General features: G+C 56.4%; 19 protein-coding genes and 2 pseudogenes. 2 read left to right on the forward strand and 19 right to left on the reverse strand.

The genetic code is table 11. The features are described from left to right. Nucleotides 1-77: 77 nt before the first annotated feature. The 17 genes and pseudogenes from FVF58_RS30555 to FVF58_RS30635 form a co-directional block, all read right to left on the reverse strand. Nucleotides 78-1,511, reverse strand: a complete 1,434-nt coding sequence (locus FVF58_RS30555) for an MFS transporter (protein ID WP_188130967.1) — start codon at nucleotides 1,509-1,511, stop codon at nucleotides 78-80. A 28-nt stretch (nucleotides 1,512-1,539) separates the two neighbouring features. Further along, nucleotides 1,540-2,559, reverse strand: coding sequence for a dihydrodipicolinate synthase family protein (locus tag FVF58_RS30560; protein WP_149673508.1), 1,020 nt, complete (start codon nucleotides 2,557-2,559; stop codon nucleotides 1,540-1,542). A gap of 164 nt (nucleotides 2,560-2,723) precedes the next feature. Further along, entirely contained in the window at nucleotides 2,724-4,157 is a 1,434-nt protein-coding gene (locus tag FVF58_RS30565) for an NAD(P)(+) transhydrogenase (Re/Si-specific) subunit beta (protein ID WP_149673509.1), read from the reverse strand. Next, nucleotides 4,154-4,477, reverse strand: coding sequence for an NAD(P) transhydrogenase subunit alpha part 2 (locus tag FVF58_RS30570; protein ID WP_149673510.1), 324 nt, complete (start codon nucleotides 4,475-4,477; stop codon nucleotides 4,154-4,156). The genes FVF58_RS30565 and FVF58_RS30570 overlap by 4 nt, the downstream gene beginning before the upstream one ends. 9 nt (nucleotides 4,478-4,486) lie before the next feature. Beyond that, complete coding sequence (locus FVF58_RS30575) at nucleotides 4,487-5,617, reverse strand: Re/Si-specific NAD(P)(+) transhydrogenase subunit alpha (protein ID WP_149673511.1); 1,131 nt, start codon at nucleotides 5,615-5,617, stop codon at nucleotides 4,487-4,489. Nucleotides 5,618-5,656: 39 nt separating this feature from the next. Then, entirely contained in the window at nucleotides 5,657-6,289 is a 633-nt protein-coding gene (locus tag FVF58_RS30580) for an MFS transporter (RefSeq protein ID WP_425468984.1), read from the reverse strand. 114 nt (nucleotides 6,290-6,403) lie between these two features. Then, nucleotides 6,404-7,026: pseudogene (locus FVF58_RS30585) on the reverse strand (MFS transporter); the annotation flags it as partial. Between the two features lie 71 nt (nucleotides 7,027-7,097). Further along, nucleotides 7,098-8,144, reverse strand: coding sequence for a 4-hydroxy-2-oxovalerate aldolase (gene dmpG / locus FVF58_RS30590; protein ID WP_149673514.1), 1,047 nt, complete (start codon nucleotides 8,142-8,144; stop codon nucleotides 7,098-7,100). 11 nt (nucleotides 8,145-8,155) lie between these two features. Beyond that, the gene (locus FVF58_RS30595) at nucleotides 8,156-9,094 is read right to left on the reverse strand and encodes an acetaldehyde dehydrogenase (acetylating) (RefSeq protein WP_149673515.1); all 939 of its coding nucleotides are present in this window, start codon (nucleotides 9,092-9,094) and stop codon (nucleotides 8,156-8,158) included. A 17-nt stretch (nucleotides 9,095-9,111) separates the two neighbouring features. After that, nucleotides 9,112-9,303 carry a 2-hydroxymuconate tautomerase gene (locus tag FVF58_RS30600; RefSeq protein WP_149673516.1) on the reverse strand — a complete coding sequence of 64 codons (192 nt, stop codon included), beginning with the start codon at nucleotides 9,301-9,303 and terminating at the stop codon, nucleotides 9,112-9,114. Between the two features lie 25 nt (nucleotides 9,304-9,328). Next, entirely contained in the window at nucleotides 9,329-10,117 is a 789-nt protein-coding gene (gene dmpH / locus FVF58_RS30605; RefSeq protein WP_149673517.1) for a 2-oxo-3-hexenedioate decarboxylase, read from the reverse strand. 16 nt (nucleotides 10,118-10,133) lie between these two features. Continuing rightward, the gene (locus FVF58_RS30610) at nucleotides 10,134-10,919 is read right to left on the reverse strand and encodes a fumarylacetoacetate hydrolase family protein (protein ID WP_149673518.1); all 786 of its coding nucleotides are present in this window, start codon (nucleotides 10,917-10,919) and stop codon (nucleotides 10,134-10,136) included. A 7-nt stretch (nucleotides 10,920-10,926) separates the two neighbouring features. Continuing rightward, nucleotides 10,927-12,396: a 2-hydroxymuconic semialdehyde dehydrogenase gene (locus FVF58_RS30615; protein ID WP_425468982.1), complete on the reverse strand. Its 1,470-nt coding sequence runs from the start codon at nucleotides 12,394-12,396 to the stop codon at nucleotides 10,927-10,929. Nucleotides 12,397-12,414: 18 nt separating this feature from the next. Continuing rightward, the gene (locus FVF58_RS30620) at nucleotides 12,415-13,098 is read right to left on the reverse strand and encodes a class II aldolase/adducin family protein (RefSeq protein WP_149673519.1); all 684 of its coding nucleotides are present in this window, start codon (nucleotides 13,096-13,098) and stop codon (nucleotides 12,415-12,417) included. A 13-nt stretch (nucleotides 13,099-13,111) separates the two neighbouring features. Next, nucleotides 13,112-13,975 carry a VOC family protein gene (locus FVF58_RS30625; RefSeq protein ID WP_149673520.1) on the reverse strand — a complete coding sequence of 288 codons (864 nt, stop codon included), beginning with the start codon at nucleotides 13,973-13,975 and terminating at the stop codon, nucleotides 13,112-13,114. A gap of 144 nt (nucleotides 13,976-14,119) precedes the next feature. Continuing rightward, nucleotides 14,120-15,067, reverse strand: a complete 948-nt coding sequence (locus FVF58_RS30630) for a LysR family transcriptional regulator (RefSeq protein WP_149673521.1) — start codon at nucleotides 15,065-15,067, stop codon at nucleotides 14,120-14,122. A 56-nt stretch (nucleotides 15,068-15,123) separates the two neighbouring features. Continuing rightward, nucleotides 15,124-16,017: a LysR family transcriptional regulator gene (locus FVF58_RS30635; RefSeq protein WP_149673522.1), complete on the reverse strand. Its 894-nt coding sequence runs from the start codon at nucleotides 16,015-16,017 to the stop codon at nucleotides 15,124-15,126. A 96-nt stretch (nucleotides 16,018-16,113) separates the two neighbouring features. On the opposite strand from FVF58_RS30635, the pseudogene FVF58_RS54475 reads away from it, so the two are divergent. Continuing rightward, nucleotides 16,114-17,004, forward strand: a pseudogene (locus FVF58_RS54475) (NAD(P)-dependent oxidoreductase); the annotation flags it as partial. A 38-nt stretch (nucleotides 17,005-17,042) separates the two neighbouring features. After that, nucleotides 17,043-17,996, forward strand: a complete 954-nt coding sequence (locus FVF58_RS30645) for a fumarylacetoacetate hydrolase family protein (protein WP_149673524.1) — start codon at nucleotides 17,043-17,045, stop codon at nucleotides 17,994-17,996. Nucleotides 17,997-18,285: 289 nt separating this feature from the next. Here FVF58_RS30645 and FVF58_RS30650 read toward each other — a convergent pair whose 3' ends face one another. Then, nucleotides 18,286-18,522 (reverse strand): hypothetical protein, encoded by a 237-nt coding sequence (locus FVF58_RS30650; protein WP_149673525.1) that lies wholly within the window; start codon nucleotides 18,520-18,522, stop codon nucleotides 18,286-18,288. Between the two features lie 87 nt (nucleotides 18,523-18,609). Further along, on the reverse strand, nucleotides 18,610-18,996 hold the full coding sequence (locus FVF58_RS30655) for an ABC transporter substrate-binding protein (RefSeq protein ID WP_149673526.1): 387 nt from the start codon (nucleotides 18,994-18,996) through the stop codon (nucleotides 18,610-18,612). Nucleotides 18,997-19,006 lie beyond the last annotated feature (10 nt).

The following is a 19,006-nucleotide window of genomic DNA, read 5'->3' on the forward strand; positions in this document are numbered from 1 at the left end:
CCCGCAAGGAAGTAGCCAACGTAGATTGATCGCCGCGCTGGGTTCAGTGCAAGGGGCGCTCGGTCCATCGCAGTAAATCAATACTTTGCCTGCTGGCTTCGAAAACTATCCTTTTCTTCTGATAAAGCAAGACTATTCGTTTGGAATACTCCAAGGCTTTCGACGTCTTCGAGTCGTTGCCCTTTTGTCTCGAGTGCGAATACCGAAGCGACCGCTCCGCAGACCGCGACTATGGAAAATGCGCAAAACACTGCCGACACACCGAAGTGCGGTAACACGTTTCCGATTATCACTGGCCCTAGCGCTGCGCAGATTCGCAGTATCGAACTGGCGACCCCCGTTCCAAGCGCACGCACCTCAGTGGGATAAATTTCCGGCGTGTACAGATAGACGAGCAACGCGTTGGTATTCAGCGCTGCGTATGCGACTGTCGCGCAGACGACAACAAACACAATATTTGTAGACTCGTGCCACCACAGCGATCCGAGAGCCGCCGCGGCCGTCATAAAAGCAACGACAAAGCAGTTCCGACGACCGACAACGTCGACAGAGAGGGCGCAAAGCAGGCACGCGACTAATCCAAAAAAGCTGGCAATAAGCGAAGCGTACAATGAATCAGACAGGCTTAGATGGTAGTACTTTCTGTAGAGCGTCGGGAGCCAGCTAACTACGCCATAGTTGACAAGGCCAGTCACGGCCCAGATTACCCAAACCACAATTGTCCTGCCGCGATAGACGCGCGACACAAGCAAACCTATGCCGGACTTTGAGTTTCGCGTGCAAAAGAATTCCTCTCGTGGCTGGCGCTCCCGGTGAGAGTAACCCTTCGCGCCCGTCATCACTCGCATCGCATTCTCTGCCGCCTTATATTGCCCCCGGGAAACAAGCCATCTGGGACTTTCCGGTAGAATGCGCCACATCGCGACGGATAAAATGAGCGGCACGCCTCCAATGAAAAAGAGTGGTCGCCAACCGAAGCGCGGGACCAGCCAACTAGCGAGAGAAGCGGTCACGAGCAGGCCGATCACGAAGCTGAGTTCATACAATAGAAATGTCTTGCCTCGTTTTTTTCCTACCGCGATTTCATTAATGTACGTGGCCGCAACAGGTATCTGCCCGCCGATTGCAATTCCCTGAATGAATCGCAGAGTGCAGAGAACCACGTAAGACTGTGCAAATCCACAGCCAATGCCGACTATCGCCATAATGGCGATTGCTATGCTAGCGGTTTTGACTCGTCCAAACCGTTCCGCGGCAGCGCCGAACATGATCGCGCCGATAATCTGGCCGACAAAGCCGGCGGTGATGAGTACACCGACCTCGGGTGGTGACAGGCGCCAGGCCTCCATGAGCACGGGGATGGCATACGCAATCGACAACATATCGAACGCGTCAAAGAACGTTGCGGCGCCCATCATCAATCGAGCTTTTCTATAGAACCGCACCGTGTCCGACGACTCCAGCTTCATCAGGATCGCTTCCCTGCGCTCCTCGAGGGGAATATTGCTCATGCGCGTCTCCTCGGTGTGAAGGTCTACGTCACTGACCTGACGCAGCGACTGTCCATCCAAACCGGACGAGTTGCATATCAAGGTCGTCGCGAACATTCAAGCCAGCACGACGAAGCAATTCCAGGCACGTCGTGACCTCCAGCAGAGTCGGCGAAGGAAGCGGAGGCCGCATTGATGGGTTGTCAACCAACCCTCGCAACCAGCTTGCGAGACGGTAGCGGATATGCAGTCGGCCCCATTCGTCGTAAACCCACTCCTGCAGCTGTCGCAGCCCTCCTTCCCATATCGCGTTAGCCTTTTGCAGGTCTCCAGATTCCCACGCTTCGATATGAGCGAGCATCGGTTCCAGCGCGTAACACCATGCACCACACACCGTTCCGTCCATCTGCGAAGAAGCAAGATTCTCATGAAAGAAATGTGCTGCCGCTCCCATGAGCCCAACCTCGGGACGACTGTCTCGAAGGGCACGGGCAATTCGCCGATAGCCGTCATACGAGTACGTCATTTTCCAGCCGATGATATTCGGTATCGCGTTGCAGATATGCACCGCCGTTTCCGCTGGCAGACCAATGCCGTACTTCGGAGAGGGCGGCCCAATCGGGTGGGTAAGAATGGGAAGATTGACAGACCGGTCCTGAGCCTTGATCTGGTCTAGCCATACATCGGGATAGCGAAGCGGGTCCCAGTTATAGGTGATGTCCATCGCGCCACCGGGCGGAATCACGAAAATCCCATCGACGCCTAGGTCCTTTGCGTCGCGCGTTGTCTCGACAAGTTCACTAGTGGTGGGAGCATATACGCCTGCGAATACCGGAAGCTTTCGGTCGACTTCCTCCAGAACAATCTCAATGGCGCGTTGCTTTTCCTCCCCACTCATGTAGAACACTTCGCCCGCCTCGGGATTAACGATCAATCCGCCTCGACTTGCGAAGGGCGAGTTCAGGAAATATCGAGTAAAGCGCCGGATACCATCCTCGTCGAGCGAAAAATCCACTTTCGTGGGGAGCAACATCGCCACAAAAAACCGCTTGGCGTAATCGTGTGCCATTCGCACCTCCATATTGGTAACGGGTTCTACAGCAAAGCTCCCTACGAGGGTATCGTCAACAACAGGCTTTCGCTCGCACTAGCCACACTGACGCTTGGTGCGCGCTTCCATCAAGTCGCTGCCACTTGTCGAGCCTTTCTGGACGTCCGGTCGCACCACTCGTGTTAGTCGACCGCCTTCACGAGTTCCTCGATCACCTTCTTTGCGTCTCCGAAAACCATCATCGTCTTATCCAAATAGAACAGTTCGTTGTCGAGTCCCGCGTAACCAGCCGCCATCGAACGCTTGTTAACAATGATTGATCGTGATTTGTAGGCATCCAGAATCGGCATACCTGCGATTGGAGAACCTGGATCCGTCTTGGCTGCGGGGTTAACAACGTCGTTTGCCCCAAGAACCAGAACCACGTCTGTCTGACCGAAGTCGGGGTTGATGTCCTCCATCTCATGGACCTGCTCATATGGAACCTCTGCCTCGGCCAGCAACACGTTCATATGGCCAGGCATGCGACCAGCGACAGGATGAATTGCGTACTTCACCGCAATTCCCTTTCCAGCTAGTTTTTCCGTAAGCTCCTTGAGTGCATGCTGCGCCCGGGCGACTGCAAGTCCGTAGCCCGGAACAATGATTACGGACTCAGCGTTTTGCAACATGAAAGCCGCGTCGTCCGCTGACCCCTGCTTTACCGAACGGTTCGCTCCCTGGCTAGAGCCTGCGGTTACGGCACTCGCCCCACCCAAACCACCGAGCAGCACATTGAAGAACGACCGGTTCATCGCCCGGCACATGATGTACGAGAGGATTGCACCCGAGGAACCAACCAGCGAGCCGGCCACGATCAGCATGGGGTTGTTCAATGAGAATCCGATACCAGCAGCAGCCCAGCCGGAGTACGAATTCAGCATCGAAACCACAACTGGCATATCGGCGCCACCGATCGGAATGATGATGAGCACGCCGAGTACGAAAGCAGCCAATGACAATACAAGGAAGGTCGACCAGTGCTGCGTCCACACAAACGTAGCTCCGCAGGCCAAAATGGCAAGCAACAACAGCAGGTTAAGCCAATGCTGGCCCTTGTACTGAATAGGTGCGCCCTGAAATAGCCGAAACTTGTAACGCCCCGACAGCTTGCCAAAGGCGATAACAGAGCCAGAGAAGGTAACCGCTCCCACCAGCGATCCGAGTGCGAGTTCGACGCGATTGCCGTACGGAATTTCTCTATCAACGGTCAAGATACCGAATGCTGAGGGATCGGACACGATCGCAAACGCGATACAGACTGCCGCGAGCCCGATAAGCGAGTGCATTGCCGCGACGAGTTCCGGCATCTTGGTCATTTCGACACGAGCCGCAACCAGAGCGCCAACTGCCCCTCCCGCGAGCAAACCGACAATGACAAGCGGGAAGCCAAGGCCTATCGCGCTGCTACCGCTCTGTACGATCAGAATCCCCGTCGTCAGGATAGCGATCGCCATGCCGGTCATTCCAAACATGTTTCCGAGACGTGCAGTTTTCGGATGAGACAGACCTTTTAATGCCTGGATGAAACAGACAGACGCCACCAGGTAGAGAAGTGTTGATACGTTTGCGCTCATTCCGCTCTGCTCCCTTTACCACTAGCCTTGGCCTCTTTCTTCCTGAACATCTCGAGCATCCGTCTTGTGACGAGAAATCCTCCGGCGACGTTCACCGACGCAAGCGCGACCGCAATCACGCCAAAGGCTTTCGCACCGATGCCAACAGTAAGTCCGGCAGCCAGCATGGCGCCCACGACAACGATTGCCGAGATGGCATTCGTTACAGCCATCAAAGGCGTGTGTAGTGCTGGGGTGACGGTCCACACGACGTGATACCCGACGTAGATCGCAAGAACAAACGTAATCAAATTTGTAATGGTATGGTTCACGACTTCCATGACTTCTCCTTACGCCGCAAGAGGCGTCGCACCTTGATGACAGATTAGCGATGCCGCGACGATTTCGTCGTCCATGTTCAACGCGAAACTCCCGTCTTTCGCTGTCAGGTTCCTGACAAACTCGAGCATGTTTCTGGCGTAAAGCGCCGACGCGTCGGTGGCCACTGACGCAGCTAGATTCGTCGGTCCAGCGATCTTCACACCGTGGCAGATCACCGTCTCGTCAGCCACGCTCAACGCGCAGTTGCCGCCACCCGCCTGCCCTCGCCCGGCAGCGAGATCGACGATTACTGACCCTGGCCTCATTTCGGAAACAACGTTCTCTGCAAGAAGAAGTGGTGCCGGTTTGCCGGGTATGAAAGCAGTGCAGATCACAATATCGGCAGCGGTCGCACGCTCGCGGACTTTCTGGGCCTGGCGCTCGAGCCAACTCGCCGGCATGGGCTGCGCATAGCCGCCCTTGCCCTCTGCTGCTTGCCTCTCTTCGTCGGTCTCGAATGGCACGTCTACAAACTTGGCTCCAAGCGATTCAATCTGCTCGCGCGCCGCCGGCCGAACGTCGGATGCCTCGATGACCGCGCCAAGGCGTTTGGCCGTCGCAACCGCCTGAAGGCCAGCAACACCCGCGCCCAGGATCAGCACGCGCGCAGCCTTGACGGTACCTGCGGCCGTCATAAGCATGGGCATGAACCGTTGATACAAACCGGTGGCAAGTGTGATCGCACGATAGCCAGCAATATTCGCTTGCGACGACAGAACGTCCATTGCTTGCGCTCTCGTTGTTCTCGGCACCAACTCGAGGGCAAACGCCGTCAAACCAGCGCTGCCGAGCTTATGACGCAGATCAGCGTTGAACGGCTCGAGCATGCCTATCAGCACCGTGCCGCCCTTAAGCAGTCCAAGTTCCTCGTCGTCCGGCGCCCAGAGTTTCAAGACAAGATCGGCGCCGAATGTCGACTCCCTGTCTACAAGCGCTGCACCCGCGTCCATGTAAGCCGCGTCAGGAAAATGCGAACGATCTCCGGCTCCGTGCTGGACCAGAATTTCGTAGCCGAGCAACTTCATCTTTCTAACAGTCTCTGGTGTTGCTGCCACGCGTGCTTCACCTTGCCTACTTTCTTTAGGAATCCCTATTTTCATAGCAATGCACCTTCTTCGTTTCTAAAATCACTGGCCAACTCATGGACGGTCGGTCATCTCTAGCTTCAACGGCGGTACCGCGACGGATAGTCGACGGGATTGAACGCTTTTCATCAAGAGCATCAACGCCGCCGCCATGGAAACTGGAATTGCAACCATTCCAAACACCGTCGACATGTCTCCCAAAGCGACCAACATCACGCCGCCTGCCATTGACCCGCATATCGAACCGACGCGGCCCATTCCTAGCGCCCAACTCACACCAGTGGCACGTACTTCGCTACGATAGAAGCGCGCCGTCAACGCATTTGCTCCCGTCTGGGAGCCGGCCACGCCAACACCGGCGCCAAAGACCGAAAATTGCAGAAGAGCGGAATGGTGAACGCTCCCACCGAGAAGCAGAAGGGAAATGGCGGCAATGGCGTATGAACAAGCCAGCACAATGTAAGGATCGCGTCTATCCATCAAATAGCCGATAACAACAGCGCCAACTGTTCCGCCAAGTGGGAGCATTGCCCCAAGGCGGGCAGCTTCAGAAATAGAGTACCCGGAATCCTTTAGTGCCAAGGGCAGCCAGCTTGACAAAAGGTAGAACGCGGACAATGTACAGAAGTAGGTTAGCCACAGCAGAATTGTTCCTGACCTGACGTCGCGCGCAAGCAGGCCTCGCACGGGAATCAATGAGCGAGGTTCGGCGCTGTCCTCGATGTAGATGGCCGTAATGTCTGGATTGAGTTTCTCTGCAATCCGCAGGACTTCGCTGCCACGTCGCCCATTGGCGAGGAGATAGTCGAGCGATTCTGGGAGGTATACGACCAGGAATGGCACAAGTATTAGTGGAGCCAGACCGCCAGCAACCAGTATGCCTCGCCAGCCTGCGAGAGGAAGGAGCCACGCCACAATCCAGCCGCCAACCGCGAACCCCAGCGTAAATCCGCAGAAAGTGGCTGTAACAAGAAGGGAGCGAAAACGGGCCGGGCTATATTCGAGCTCAGCGTAATCACGTTTGGCATTGCCCCCCCGAGACCGAGTCCAGTCAACAACCGCAGCAGGGCCATCTGTTCAGGTGACTGTGCGAACCCCGAGGCTACGCTGCCACATCCGAAGAAAACAACAGAAGCAATCAGCACCTTTTTGCGGCCGATGCGATCCGCTACCGGTCCAAACAGGAAGCATCCAATCATCAAACCCAGCATCCCGGCGCCGAAGATCTTTCCCATACTCGCCGTCTGCATGGACCATTGCCCGCGCAGCGAGGAAGCTAGGTAGCCAACCGATGCTGTATCGAATCCGTCGATCGTGACAATAAGGAGGCAATAAACGAGCACCGCGACCTGCAGTCGCGAAATGCCATTGCCATTCATTAAATCCGCCGCTCTCATGTCTCCTCCTGCGTCGTTGAAACGCATGCTCCTTGGCTGACGGACCTTAAGTCCGTCAGCATCTCTCGTATAGTTTTGGAGAAGTTCTTCGACCTGCCTCAGGCCACTTTTTCCGCCTGAACTTGGCTCTCGCGCTTTTTCAGATCCAGCGCGACGTCGACGATCATGTCTTCCTGACCACCAACCATCCGCCGGCGCCCCAGTTCGACAAGAATGTCTACCGTCGAAAGCCCGTACTTCTTGGCTGCAACCTCTGCATGCCTGAGGAAGCTTGAATAGACACCTGCATAGCCGAGTGCCAACGTTTCGCGGTCAACCCGCACCGGACGATCCTGGAGTGGCCTCACGATGTCGTCCGCTGCGTCCATCAGTCGGTAGAGGTCACAGCCGTGGTTCCAGTTGAGACGGCTCGCAGCGGCAATGAAAACTTCGAGCGGCGCATTTCCAGCACCGGCCCCCATGCCAGCCAGGCTCGCGTCAACGCGGTCGCATCCCTCCTCCACCGCGACAATGGAGTTGGCTACACCCAAACTCAGGTTGTGATGTGCGTGAATTCCCGTTTGCGTTTCGGGTTTCAGAACGTCCTTGAATGCCCGAAACCGCTCGCGAATGGCATTCATATCCAGCGCACCGCCCGAGTCCACGACATACACGCAGCTTGCACCGTAGGATTCCATGAGCTTGGCTTGCTCAGCGAGCTTCGCGGGCTCAGCCATGTGACTCATCATCAGAAATCCGACAGCGTCCATGCCGAGTTCGGCTGCATATTCAATATGCTGCTTCGAAATATCCGCTTCGGTGCAGTGCGTCGCGACGCGCACTACACGCGCGCCGGCGTCGTACGCTTCGCGCAGTTGATGAACGGTACCGACACCAGGCAGCAGTAGCGTAGCGACCTTTGCGCGCCGTACAACCTCCGCGACTGCGGCAATCCATTCGGAATCAGTGTGAGCACCGAAGCCATAGTTGAAGGAGGAGCCAGCGAGACCGTCGCCGTGCGCAACCTCAATGCTATCCACGCCCGCAACATCCAGCGCACCAGCGATCGCCTTGACGTTCTCGATGCTGTATTGGTGACGCACAGCATGACTTCCGTCTCGCAGGGTCACATCAGAGATGTACAGTTTCTTTTCCACCGGGTTCATTACCCTCTCCTTCACACGACAAATGCCGACTCTGCGAAACGTTCAGCGCACATCAAGGCGGCGCTCGTCATAATGTCGAGGTTACCGGCGTACGCGGGCAGGTAGTGGGCCGCACCTTCCACTTCAAGAAGAACCGTCGTCTTGAGACCTGAGACCTTTCCAAGCCCTGGAACGTTGAGAGGGTTTGCGTCGTCATAAAGATCGAACTGAACGCTTTGCTTCAGCCGATAGCCGGGGACATACGCCTGTACCCTGGCGACCATGTCAGCGACACTCCGCTCAATCAGCGCGGTATCCACTGGCTCAGAAAGGGTGTAGACCGTATCCCGCATCATCAGAGGCGGCTCGGCCGGATTCAGGACGATGATCGCCTTACCTTTTTCCGCACCACCGACCTTCTCGATTGCACGAGTGGTCGTCTCAGTGAATTCGTCAATGTTTGCCCGGGTCCCAGGTCCTGCAGACTTGCTTGCAATAGAAGCAATGATCTCGGCGTATTTGACCTTCGCCACCTGCGAAACCGCAGCAACGATCGGGATCGTTGCCTGGCCGCCGCACGTCACCATGTTGATGTTCGGTGCATCCAGTTCCGCGTCCAGATTAACTACTGGAACGACGTAAGGCCCAATCGCGGCCGGCGTAAGATCAATGACCTTAATGCCTCGCGCGACCAGCAGCTCACTGTGCCGGGCATGCGCGCCCGCCGAAGTCGCATCAAACACAATCTTGATCTGCTCGATGCCTGGCCAGGCGAGAAGACCCTCGATGCCGTCGGAGATTGCCGCGACGCCCAGCCGCTCGGCTCGTGCGAGACCGTCCGACTTCGCGTCAATGCCCACCAAAGCAGCTACTTCAAGATTCTTACCGTAGCGCATCACCTTCATCATCAGATCGGTTCCAATGTTTCCCGATCCGATAATCGCTACTTTTGACCGTCCTGTATCACTCATATCCCGCTCCTGACAGGTTATCGCCCGAGTTCCTTGGCCGTTTTTCCGCCAATGCCCCAGTGCGTCTTGGGCATTTCGCTGATCAGGACCCGAACTGATTCTCGCGGAGCACCCACTTGTTCAACGGTCGCGGACGTCAGCGCCTCAATGAGTTTCGCTTTCTGCTCGTCGCTGCGACCTTCCATCATGTAAACCTGAATAATCGGCATGGTTTTTCCTCAGTGCCTGCGCGTATCAAACAAATCGCATGGAAAGTGATCCGAGGCTTTGATATCGAACGGCGATACTGTCGCCGGCTTCGACGGGAATCGCTTCGGTGACGCCGCCGGTCATAATGAATGCACCTGCCGGCAACTCTTCTCCGCTTTGCGCAAGCATATTCGCCAGCATGGCGACGCTATGTGCCGGATGGCCGAGCACAGCCGCGCCAGCCGCGGTCGCAACGACTTCACCGTTCTTCTCAAGGACTACGCCCAAAGTCTTCAAATCAAGGCCATCCACCGACTTGTGGGCGCCCCCCACGACAAACTTCGCAGCAGAAGTGTTATCGGCGATAACGCTCTTCACATCGAACTTGAAATCCAGATACCGCGAGTCGATGACCTCGACGGCGGGTATAACAAAGTCCGTTGCTGCAAGTACGTCGGCGATCGTGCAGCCCGGCCCCTTCAACGGACGCTTGAGCACAAAGGCAATTTCCGCCTCCACCTTCGGGTGGATAAGGTCCTTCGTTGAAATGCTCGAACCGTCGAAGCAGTACCCATAGTCGGTGAGAAAGCCGCGCACGGGTTCTGCCACGCCCATCTGACGCATTTTCGCGTGCGACGTCAGACCCATCTTGTAACCGACGATGCGGACGCCCCGCGCTTCTTTGCGCCGGCGGATCTCATCCTGAATCGCATACGCATCATCCCAGTCAAGCTCAGGGAATTCCTGCGTAATCTTCGTGACTTCGCGCCGTTCGATCTCAGCGGACTCGAGCTTTTCCGCGAGATAAGCAATGGTGTTCTTGTCGAGATTCATTCCTTCCTCACATTCTTTAGCTAAACCGCACCGACGCAGTGCCGATACCACCCAGTCGAACCTGGAGGTTGTCACCGACATTCACAGGAACCATCGTGGCAAGCGACCCCGACAAAATGACCTCTCCTGCACGTAGTCCCAGACCGTGACGGCCTAGCGTATTTGCCAGCCATGCAACTGCGTTCGCGGGGTGCCCAAGCGCTGCAGCACCTGCGCCCGTTGCCACAATCTCTCCATTCTTTTCCAGCGTCATGCCCACGGTGGACAAGTCGATCTTCGAGGGATCGATCGCGTTATCGCCAAGCACGAAAGCGCCCGACGACGCGTTGTCGGCGACGGTATCCATGATCGTGATCTTCCAGTCCTTAATACGCGAGTCAACGAGCTCGAAGCAAGGCATGACGAACTCAGTCGCGTGAAGGACGTCTGCAACCGTGACGCCGGGGCCAGAAAGGTCATGCTTCAATACGAAAGCAATTTCCCCTTCGGCCTTGGGTGCGATGAACTGTTCCAATGGAACCGTGGCGCCATCCTGATAGGCCATTCCGGATGTCAGCACGCCGAAGTCGGGCTGGTTGACCTTAAGCAGATCCATGACGACCTTGCTTGTCACACCGACCTTCTTGCCGACCACCCGCTCGTTGCGCGCGGCAACGCGCAAGTTCATCATCTCAAGCTGAACGCAATAGGCATCGTCGATGGTCATACCCGGCACTCGCGAAGAAAGCGGTAAAACCGGCTCCCGGGTGACCAGTGACTGATAAAGCTCCGCGCCGTAGCGCTTGATGTCGGAGATCTCCATGCTTGCCTCAAAGCTGAATACAAATGTTGCGAAGTTCCGTATAGAACTCGAGCGAATGGACACCCCCCTCCCGTCCAATGCCAGACGCCTTTGAGCCACCGAAGGGTGTGCGCAGGTCGCGCAGGAACCAAGAGTTGATCCAGCAAAGGCCGACTTCGATGGAAGCTGCAAGACGGTGAGCGGTTCCTATGTTGCTAGTCCATACTGAGGTGCACAGCCCATATTCACTCGCGTTGGCGAGACCAACGACTTCTTCCTCGGTGTCGAACGGAGCGATATGGCAGCACGGACCAAAAATCTCTTCCTGAATCACCGCGGAGGTTTCAGGTAATCCTGTCCAGATTGTCGGCTGGACCCACGACCCTTCCGCCAGTTTCCCGTCGAACTGTGGTACACCACCACCTGCGATGACCGTCGCTCCGTCGGCCTGCGCACGTGCGTAATAAGAGAGTACTTTCTGCTGATGCTCCTGCGATATCAGCGGGCCGAAATTCACTTCCTTATCGTAGGGATTTCCGGGCTTCATCGATTCTGCTTTGACCTTAAGCGCTGTCACGAACTTGTCGAAGATCGGACGTTGGACGTATACACGCTCCGTCCCGAGACATACCTGCCCGCTGTTCGCGAATGCCGAACGGGTCACTCCCTCGATCGCCTTATCGAAGTCGCAGTCAGCGAACACGATTGCCGCGTTCTTGCCGCCCAGTTCGAATGAGACCGGGCGCGTGCCGTTAGCAGCCGCCTTCATAATGGCTTCACCGGTGCGTGTTTCGCCAGTAAAGGTAATGGCGTTCACCTCCCTGTGCGTGGTGAGATACTCCCCGGCCGATCCAGGTCCGAACCCATGGACGACGTTGTACACACCGGGGGGCACCCCAACCTCGTTCATCACTTCGCCAAGCAAAGTGGCCGTACCAGGCGTTTCCTCGGAGGGCTTCACGATGACCGCGTTGCCGCACGCAAGTGCTGGCCCAACTTTCCATGTCATCAGCAGCAGCGGCAGATTCCACGGACAGATCACGCCCACCACGCCCTTGGGCACCCTGATCGCGTAATTGAGAGCCTTGCCACCGTTCGGTGTGGCCATCTCGAACGACTCCGTCGGCGCATTCTTGATGACGTCGGCGAAGATCTTGAAATTCGCTGCGCCACGCGGAATATCAAGATGGCTAGCCAGCGATTGCGGTTTGCCCGTGTCGGCGATTTCCGCAGCAAGGAAGTCATCAAACCGCCGGTTAATTCCGTCGGCGATTGCGTAGAGCAGCTCGACGCGCTCCTGAACACTGAAGCGGCCCCATGGTCCGGAAAGCGCTGCGCGTGCAGCCTTTACCGCGGCGTCGACCTCGGATGATCCGGCCTCATGCACAAGTCCGATGAGACTACCGTCCACAGGATTGACGTTCCGGAAATGACGCTCTGTCGATACCCATTCGCCATTGATAAAATTCTGGAACGTAGAGTTTTCTCGCATTTGCATTTCAATCTTCCATGTAATTCAGAGTTCGCAGTCGCCCGCAGAGAGGTAGTCCCACATCCGCTCCAGAATCCTTCCGGAAAATGTTGCGCGGGTTTCACATTGCGTCTCGGTCAGCGTCTTTCCCAACAGGCCGGCTCCACAAGCCAGAACATCGAGCTCCACACGTGCCGCGTCCTCCAGATACCAGGTCAACACAAGCACTTCTTCAGGCGAGCCTCCTGCGACGACTGCGCCATTGCCTCGCATTACTACCGCCCTGCTTTCACCCATTACGTCAGCCAACGCGCTAGCCTGCGCATCCGAGCGGATAAGAAGAGGGTCATCCCAAAGAGGAACGGATGGTGAGAAGTAGCTGCCGAAACCGTGCCGCGGCGACGGTGTGCGCGACAAGGTGGAAAGCGACATCACCTTGGGCGGCATGCTTCTGGCGACCGACTGGATGCTTGGGCGTTGTGAATAAATCTGCTGGTGGATACGGACCTCACCAAGGACGCCGTCGGGCAGCGCGCCTTTCACCGGGACGACCGTTCCCTCGTCGGAACTGTCGAGTAGCGCCATTGGTTTTGGGGCGCAGACGAGGAAATGGTTAGCGTCAAGGCGCACGCTGTAGTGCCCGTATGCGTGTGCAAGTCCAGCCCTGCCAAGTGAGCGTGCCGCGACTCTGAGCTTCCGGTCGGCATCGGAACGAACGTTGTCAAACATCGTCCTCTCCACGTCAGACTGAAAACTCTTCAATGTTGGGCTTTGCCCCCCACATGCAGAAGCCAGTCGGACCGAATGGAAACTGACGCGGCTTATAGTCCCGTTCTTCGTCGGCTGTGATGAGGCGCACGCCGGTCGAGTACTCGTAAATCATCCCATCAGGGCCGGCGAAATACAGGAAGGCAGCACCCGACGTAGGGTGTCGACCGGGACCGAAGCGGATAGGTACGCCACGCTCAACCAGGAAGTAATACGACCGCATCAGGTCATCGATACTGTTGACCTGAAAGTTGACGTGCTGCACACCTGCGTGGTCCGAGGGAAAGAGCGCGATCTTGTGGTGCACTTCATCGATGCGCAGTAGCGGCGCGTCGCCGATTCGGTCAGATACGCGCGCGTTGCAAACTGTCGTCCAGAATTCCTCGTCGCGAGCGGCATTTGTCGTGCGAAGCCCGACGTGGCTGAATGACTCGATGCCCGCGTCGCGCGACGCATGGTATCTGCGGCTGCTCTCATGGGGACGCAGCACCAGGTCGATCTTGTTGCCAGTCGGGTCGGCGAATGTAATGAAATCTTCGACGCGCCGCATTTCGCTTTCATCCCGACTTCCGCGCTTGACCGGCGTCCGCATTGCCTCAAGCTGCGCGGCGGCACCGTCCAGCTCTTCGGCCGTGGTCACCTCGAAGGCGACTACATGTTCGGCGGGGTTGCCTTCGTAGTAACAAACAGAATGGTCGCGATTGTCGCTGCGAAAATAGACGAAGGGACCCTCTCGACGAACCTGCTGCAGCCCAAGTATCTCCTGCGCGTACTTGACAGTGGACTGAAGGTCATCCGTAGCTAGGCGGACGTATCGAATGTCGTGTAGATTAATCACAGCCTGTCTCCAGCTTTTCTTGATTGCAGCAGCCGAGCCGAGATTGTGATCTGGAAGACTGCAGCTGCTATCGCGTTGATTCGTTCAAGATAGGCTGACCACCGTTATTGCACCAACAAATTGTGTAAATCCACGGAATTTACATCATAAATTTTGCCCGGCAGCCTGGTGTCCAGACAGACTCACGAACAGTGATGCAACGGTGCTTCGGAGCCAGCGGTGCCCCGCATCACGATGACATCTGTCATGCCAGAGCTGTGAAATATCGAAGGTGGGTGCCTCAAACGGTAACGGAAAGACTCTGACGCTTGCGTAGCCATTGAAGGCGTTCGCCAAACGGCTGGGAACACAAACGAGCAAGTCACTGGCCGTGATCATTTGTGATAGCCCAAGCGAATGGGCGAGTCGGACAGCAACCTGCCTGGCACGTCCGTTTTTCTCAAATACACCCTCAACGGCCTCTTCGAACAGGGCGTGGCTGCCGGCCGTAGGCTTGTACACAGCATGCCGCGCATCAAGAAATCTCCTGAGCGACAGCGCAGTCGATATGGTGGGGTGCCCCTCACGCACTATCGCGACGTAGTATTCACGGAAAAGCCGTTGTTGATGAAACCCCGGATCAAAGCTCATAAACAAGCCTATTGCCAGATCGATTTCCCCGGTCGACATTGCGTTTTGCGCATCTTTAGGCATGGCATCGACGGTGACGATTCGAATGTTGGGCGCGGCCGATGCCAAGTGAGAGATAAGCTTCGGCATGAACACCATTTGCCCGAGGTCGCTCATGTAAATCGTAAAAGACCGGTCGGACGTCTGAGGGTCGAAATTGCTTTTGGTTTCCACGGCTTGCCGGAACGATGCCAGGCCTGCACTGACATGATCAGCCAGGCCCTCCGCCAAAGAGGTAGGCAGCATTCCATCCTTTGTCTTGACGAACAATGGATCGTCGAAGGATATTCGCAAACGCTTCAAGGCGTTACTGACGGCCGACTGTGTCAAGCTCAATTCTTCCGCTGCCAAGGTCGTGCTCCTTGTTCTCAGAATGGAGTCGAACACAAGCAGGAGGTTTAGATCCAGCGTTAAAAGATTCATCTGCGTCTCCTTGGGCGGCGCTATTGACGTTGCGCCTCTTATCGCTGCATCGGTTCTCACACCGTTCGAAAGAGCGTATCGAACTGCTCCCGGAGCCACCGGCTGGCAGGATCGCGATGGTATCGGTCATGCCAGTACATGGCTACGTCGAATTCGGGAACCGATAAAGGTAGTGGTTTCACTACAAGCTCAAAATGCTTCGTCAGTTCGCTTGCGAGCAGCTCGGGCACAACCCATATCAGATCCGTGCTGGTGACGATATGCGGGGCGGACAGATACTGGGGTAGCCGAAGCCTGATACGGTCCTTCGCACCCGCCTCAATCAATGCCTTTTCTAGCAATACGTGACCACTTCCCGAGTACTCGACGAGTAGATGTTCTTGAGTTAGAAAACGGTCCAGCGTCAAAACAGCCCCTTCCAGCGGATGCCCTTTCCGTAATACCGTCACGTACTTCTGCGAGAAAAGGGACTTGCCGTGTATTCCTGCCTCGAGGGCAGGAAGATACCCAACCGCAAGATCGATCTGTCCGCTTGCAAGTCCCGCCAGCGTCTCGTCTATCGGTTTCCATATGCTCCGAATTCTGACGTTCGGGGCAACGTCCCGAAGCCGTTGAACAAGTCGCGGGAAACAGGCGACTTCCCCGATGTCGCGCGTCCTGATGGTGAATACCCGTTTCGACTGGAGCGGTTCAAAATTTGCAGGCTCCTTACGCGTTCTGCGGATCATCGCCAATGCATCCAGCAGCATAGGTGCCAACTCGTTGGCCAGGGGGGTTGGCTCCATGCGCCGCCCGACCTGCACAAACAGCTTGTCGTCGTATTCCCCCCGCAGCTTCTTCAACGAGCCGCTCGTAGCTGACTGAGTGACACCAAGCACTTCGGCGGCGGCTGACACCGACCTTTCCCGCCAAATCGCTTCGAAAGCATAAAGCAGGTTCAAATCCTTCACACGCCCCCTCCTATCTATTCTGCTAATAGTTACCCATTACGAAATCAGTATGGCTTCTTGGACAAACTTGGGCAAGACTAGGAAAAACATCTACAGGAGACATCTGTGAGCGCAGCACGTATTGGCATGATCGGGATCGGGCAACTTGGGCTGCCAATCGCAACCAACCTTATGGCAGCCGGATTCTCGGTTGTCGGCTTCCGGCGAACAGACCGGGCCGAGTTCGTCGCCAGAGGCGGAGTCGCAATGGACGAGCCAGCGGACGTGGTGAAAGCATGTGACGTGCTGCTTCTGTGCCTGCCAGGTCAGCAGGCCCAGCTTGAAGTTTTAGAGGGGCCGCGTGGAGTCCTCGCATCCCTCTCCCCCAGCCAAACTGTCATTGAACTAGGAACATACAGTCGCGAATTCAAGATCGCCCAAGCTGAGCGCATCCAGCAAACGGGCGCAAAAGTGCTCGAGGTAGAAGTCAGCGGTTCCCCCAGCATTGTTGAGCAGCGAAAAGCCGCGCTCTTCATTGGCGGCGACGAAGACGTCCTTACATCTGTAGAAACGGTTCTGAACGCGATTTCATCGGTCCATTTTCACATTGGTGAACTCGGATCAGCGGTCAATATGAAGCTGATCGCCAACTACCTCCTGACAATCCATACGCTGGCCGCGGCAGAGGCCATCAACATGGGCGCACGTGCAGGATTCAATCCTCATCGCGTGGTCGAAATAATCAAGCAAAGCGTGGGCAACTCTGCAATGTTTTCCATTCGAGGCCCGATGATGGCCTCGCGCACGTTCTCACCGGCTCCCGGCCCTTTCAGTACGCTGGAAAAATATCTGGAGATGGCCGGCCAGCTTGCGTCCGACCTTGGATGCGCTACGCCCCTTTTTTCCACCGCGAAGCGCTATTTCGAAAAGGCTTTGGACGATGGTATGGGCGGTGAAGACATCTCTGCTGTCATCAAGCTCATCGAGGCGGAATCAACACGCGACTGATACCCCACCCCTCCTGAAACAACGCGGAACTACCCCAGATGAAGTATCAACTTTTCTCATATTCGCTCGATGGATTCGAGCGGCAAACTGGCATTACCTTCGGCTCTGATCTGTACAGCCTGAAGTCTTGCGCCGTCGCCTGCGACATAGCCGTTGTGGGCGACCAGACCTTTGATCAGCTCATTGCAGGTTGGAGTATCTTCGGACCGAAACTTGCGCAGTTGGCGAACGATCTGTACCAAGGCAAGGCTGAGCAGATCAAATCGCTTGATATCGCCGCGATAAGCTTTCTCCCCCCGTTCGAGACGCCCGGAATCATCTACGGCGCGGGAGCGAACTACAAAGACCACGTTGAAGCAATGTCCAAAGCCTTCAATATGAATCTGGAGACCGATCCCAAGGCGGCCGGCATAGATCCCTGGCATTTCCAGAAGGCTGGGCGAAGCACCCTCGCCGCTCATGGTCAGTCGGTAACGTATCCTGCTCACACCGAGAAGCTCGACTACGAAGCAGAACTCGCGGTCGTCATTGGCAGGATGGCACGCTTTGTTGACGTGGATAACGCGTTGCAGTACGTCGCCGGGTATACCTGCGCCAATGACCTCTCCGCCCGAGACAATTTGCGGCGGGAAAATGTCGATCCGTCGTCGCCTTTCCGTTTTGACTGGATCGGTCACAAGTCCTTTCCCGGTTCATGCCCTTTAGGCCCATTCTTCACGCCGGCAGAGTTTATCGCCACGCCCGAAGATCTCGACATCAAATGCTGGGTCAACGATGAACTGAGACAGGATTCGAACACATCGAATCATCTTTACGGCGTGGCAGAACAGATCGCCTACTTGAGCGAACGAGTGGAACTGTATCCCGGCGACGTCATCCTGACTGGCACGCCGGCCGGTGTTGGCATGGAGTCTGGTACGTTTCTCAAACGCGGAGACACGATTCGCGTCTGGATTGAAGGTATTGGGGAGTTGCGGAACATGGTCGTCTAACGTTTTTGATAATCGTCATTTGCCTATCACGATTATTGCTTTCCGGCGGCAGTCATCAGTTACGCGGTGCGCCGCCAATTCCATTCCGGCTCGGCCTTCGTGACCTAGCAGAACTGCTGTTCGAGCACGGAATGATCGACCGTTTCTAACGAATCAACCTTATGCCGACCGAAGCGGAAAGTTTAGAAAAACGTGCGCGTCTCCACTGACGGTCGTGCATCTGCTCGCCCATCATCCGGTGAAAGAGTGACACACGACGGTCTGTCAGTTGTGGTCACCAGATCGACACTCATCCGAAGTTCACACGGCCAAACGGAATGATGCGATAGCCATCGACATTCGGATGCCTGATCGCGGCCACCAGCGGATGCGCAAGTGGAATCCCGAGCGCCTGATCATGCGCGATCTTCACGGCACGATCGCGATCCTGCGTGCGAGCCCACGCGGTGCTGGTCGCTTTGCCGCTCGCGATCGACGTGTCCCGCGACGCATCGCTGTTTCGCTGAAAGTTGGTGCTGCAATTCACCGCGTCGCACGAGAACAGCGGCTAAAAGAAGTTGTCCGGATCGCCGTGGTCGCCGGCACACCCCATGAACAGCAGGTCGTATTGCGCCTACCTGATTCCATGCAGCAGCACGCCCCACTCCAGGGTCTTGATCCGCGCGTCGATGCATACCTTGGTGAGGTCGGTCTGAAGCAGTTTGGCGCCCACCTTCGGATTCGGATTGAGCGTGCTGCCAGTCGAGAGGGTCCGGTTCGTCAGGCTCAGTCCATTCGCCATCCTCGCCCGCGCCAGCAGCCTTTTCGCGAGTGCGGGATCATACGCATAGCTGGTGTTGGCCTTCATGCCCCTGAAATATGGCTTCGTCGCTCGGATCGCGGTGGTGCCAAACAACGCCTTCATGTACGTATCGCGATCGGAGGCCAGATTGATCGCGGGGCGTACCACCCGACTGCCGAGACCGTGCCGCCGCGTATTGACCGCGACGAACGCCGTCATGAAGCCTCAC

The sequence above is a fragment of the Paraburkholderia panacisoli genome (genome assembly GCF_008369935.1).
Lineage (GTDB): Bacteria > Pseudomonadota > Gammaproteobacteria > Burkholderiales > Burkholderiaceae > Paraburkholderia > Paraburkholderia panacisoli.

Coding starts and splice junctions, on each gene's coding strand:
- FVF58_RS30555 (WP_188130967.1), bottom strand. CDS start 1,511: ATGAGCAATATTCCCCTCGAGGAGCGCAGGGAAGCGATCCTGATGAAG.
- FVF58_RS30560 (WP_149673508.1), bottom strand. CDS start 2,559: ATGGCACACGATTACGCCAAGCGGTTTTTTGTGGCGATGTTGCTCCCC.
- FVF58_RS30565 (WP_149673509.1), bottom strand. CDS start 4,157: ATGAGCGCAAACGTATCAACACTTCTCTACCTGGTGGCGTCTGTCTGT.
- FVF58_RS30570 (WP_149673510.1), bottom strand. CDS start 4,477: ATGGAAGTCGTGAACCATACCATTACAAATTTGATTACGTTTGTTCTT.
- FVF58_RS30575 (WP_149673511.1), bottom strand. CDS start 5,617: ATGAAAATAGGGATTCCTAAAGAAAGTAGGCAAGGTGAAGCACGCGTG.
- dmpG (WP_149673514.1), bottom strand. CDS start 8,144: ATGAACCCGGTGGAAAAGAAACTGTACATCTCTGATGTGACCCTGCGA.
- FVF58_RS30595 (WP_149673515.1), bottom strand. CDS start 9,094: ATGAGTGATACAGGACGGTCAAAAGTAGCGATTATCGGATCGGGAAAC.
- FVF58_RS30600 (WP_149673516.1), bottom strand. CDS start 9,303: ATGCCGATTATTCAGGTTTACATGATGGAAGGTCGCAGCGACGAGCAG.
- dmpH (WP_149673517.1), bottom strand. CDS start 10,117: ATGAATCTCGACAAGAACACCATTGCTTATCTCGCGGAAAAGCTCGAG.
- FVF58_RS30610 (WP_149673518.1), bottom strand. CDS start 10,919: ATGGAGATCTCCGACATCAAGCGCTACGGCGCGGAGCTTTATCAGTCA.
- FVF58_RS30615 (WP_425468982.1), bottom strand. CDS start 12,396: ATGCAAATGCGAGAAAACTCTACGTTCCAGAATTTTATCAATGGCGAA.
- FVF58_RS30620 (WP_149673519.1), bottom strand. CDS start 13,098: ATGTTTGACAACGTTCGTTCCGATGCCGACCGGAAGCTCAGAGTCGCG.
- FVF58_RS30630 (WP_149673521.1), bottom strand. CDS start 15,067: ATGAATCTTTTAACGCTGGATCTAAACCTCCTGCTTGTGTTCGACTCC.
- FVF58_RS30645 (WP_149673524.1), top strand. CDS start 17,043: ATGAAGTATCAACTTTTCTCATATTCGCTCGATGGATTCGAGCGGCAA.
- FVF58_RS30655 (WP_149673526.1), bottom strand. CDS start 18,996: ATGACGGCGTTCGTCGCGGTCAATACGCGGCGGCACGGTCTCGGCAGT.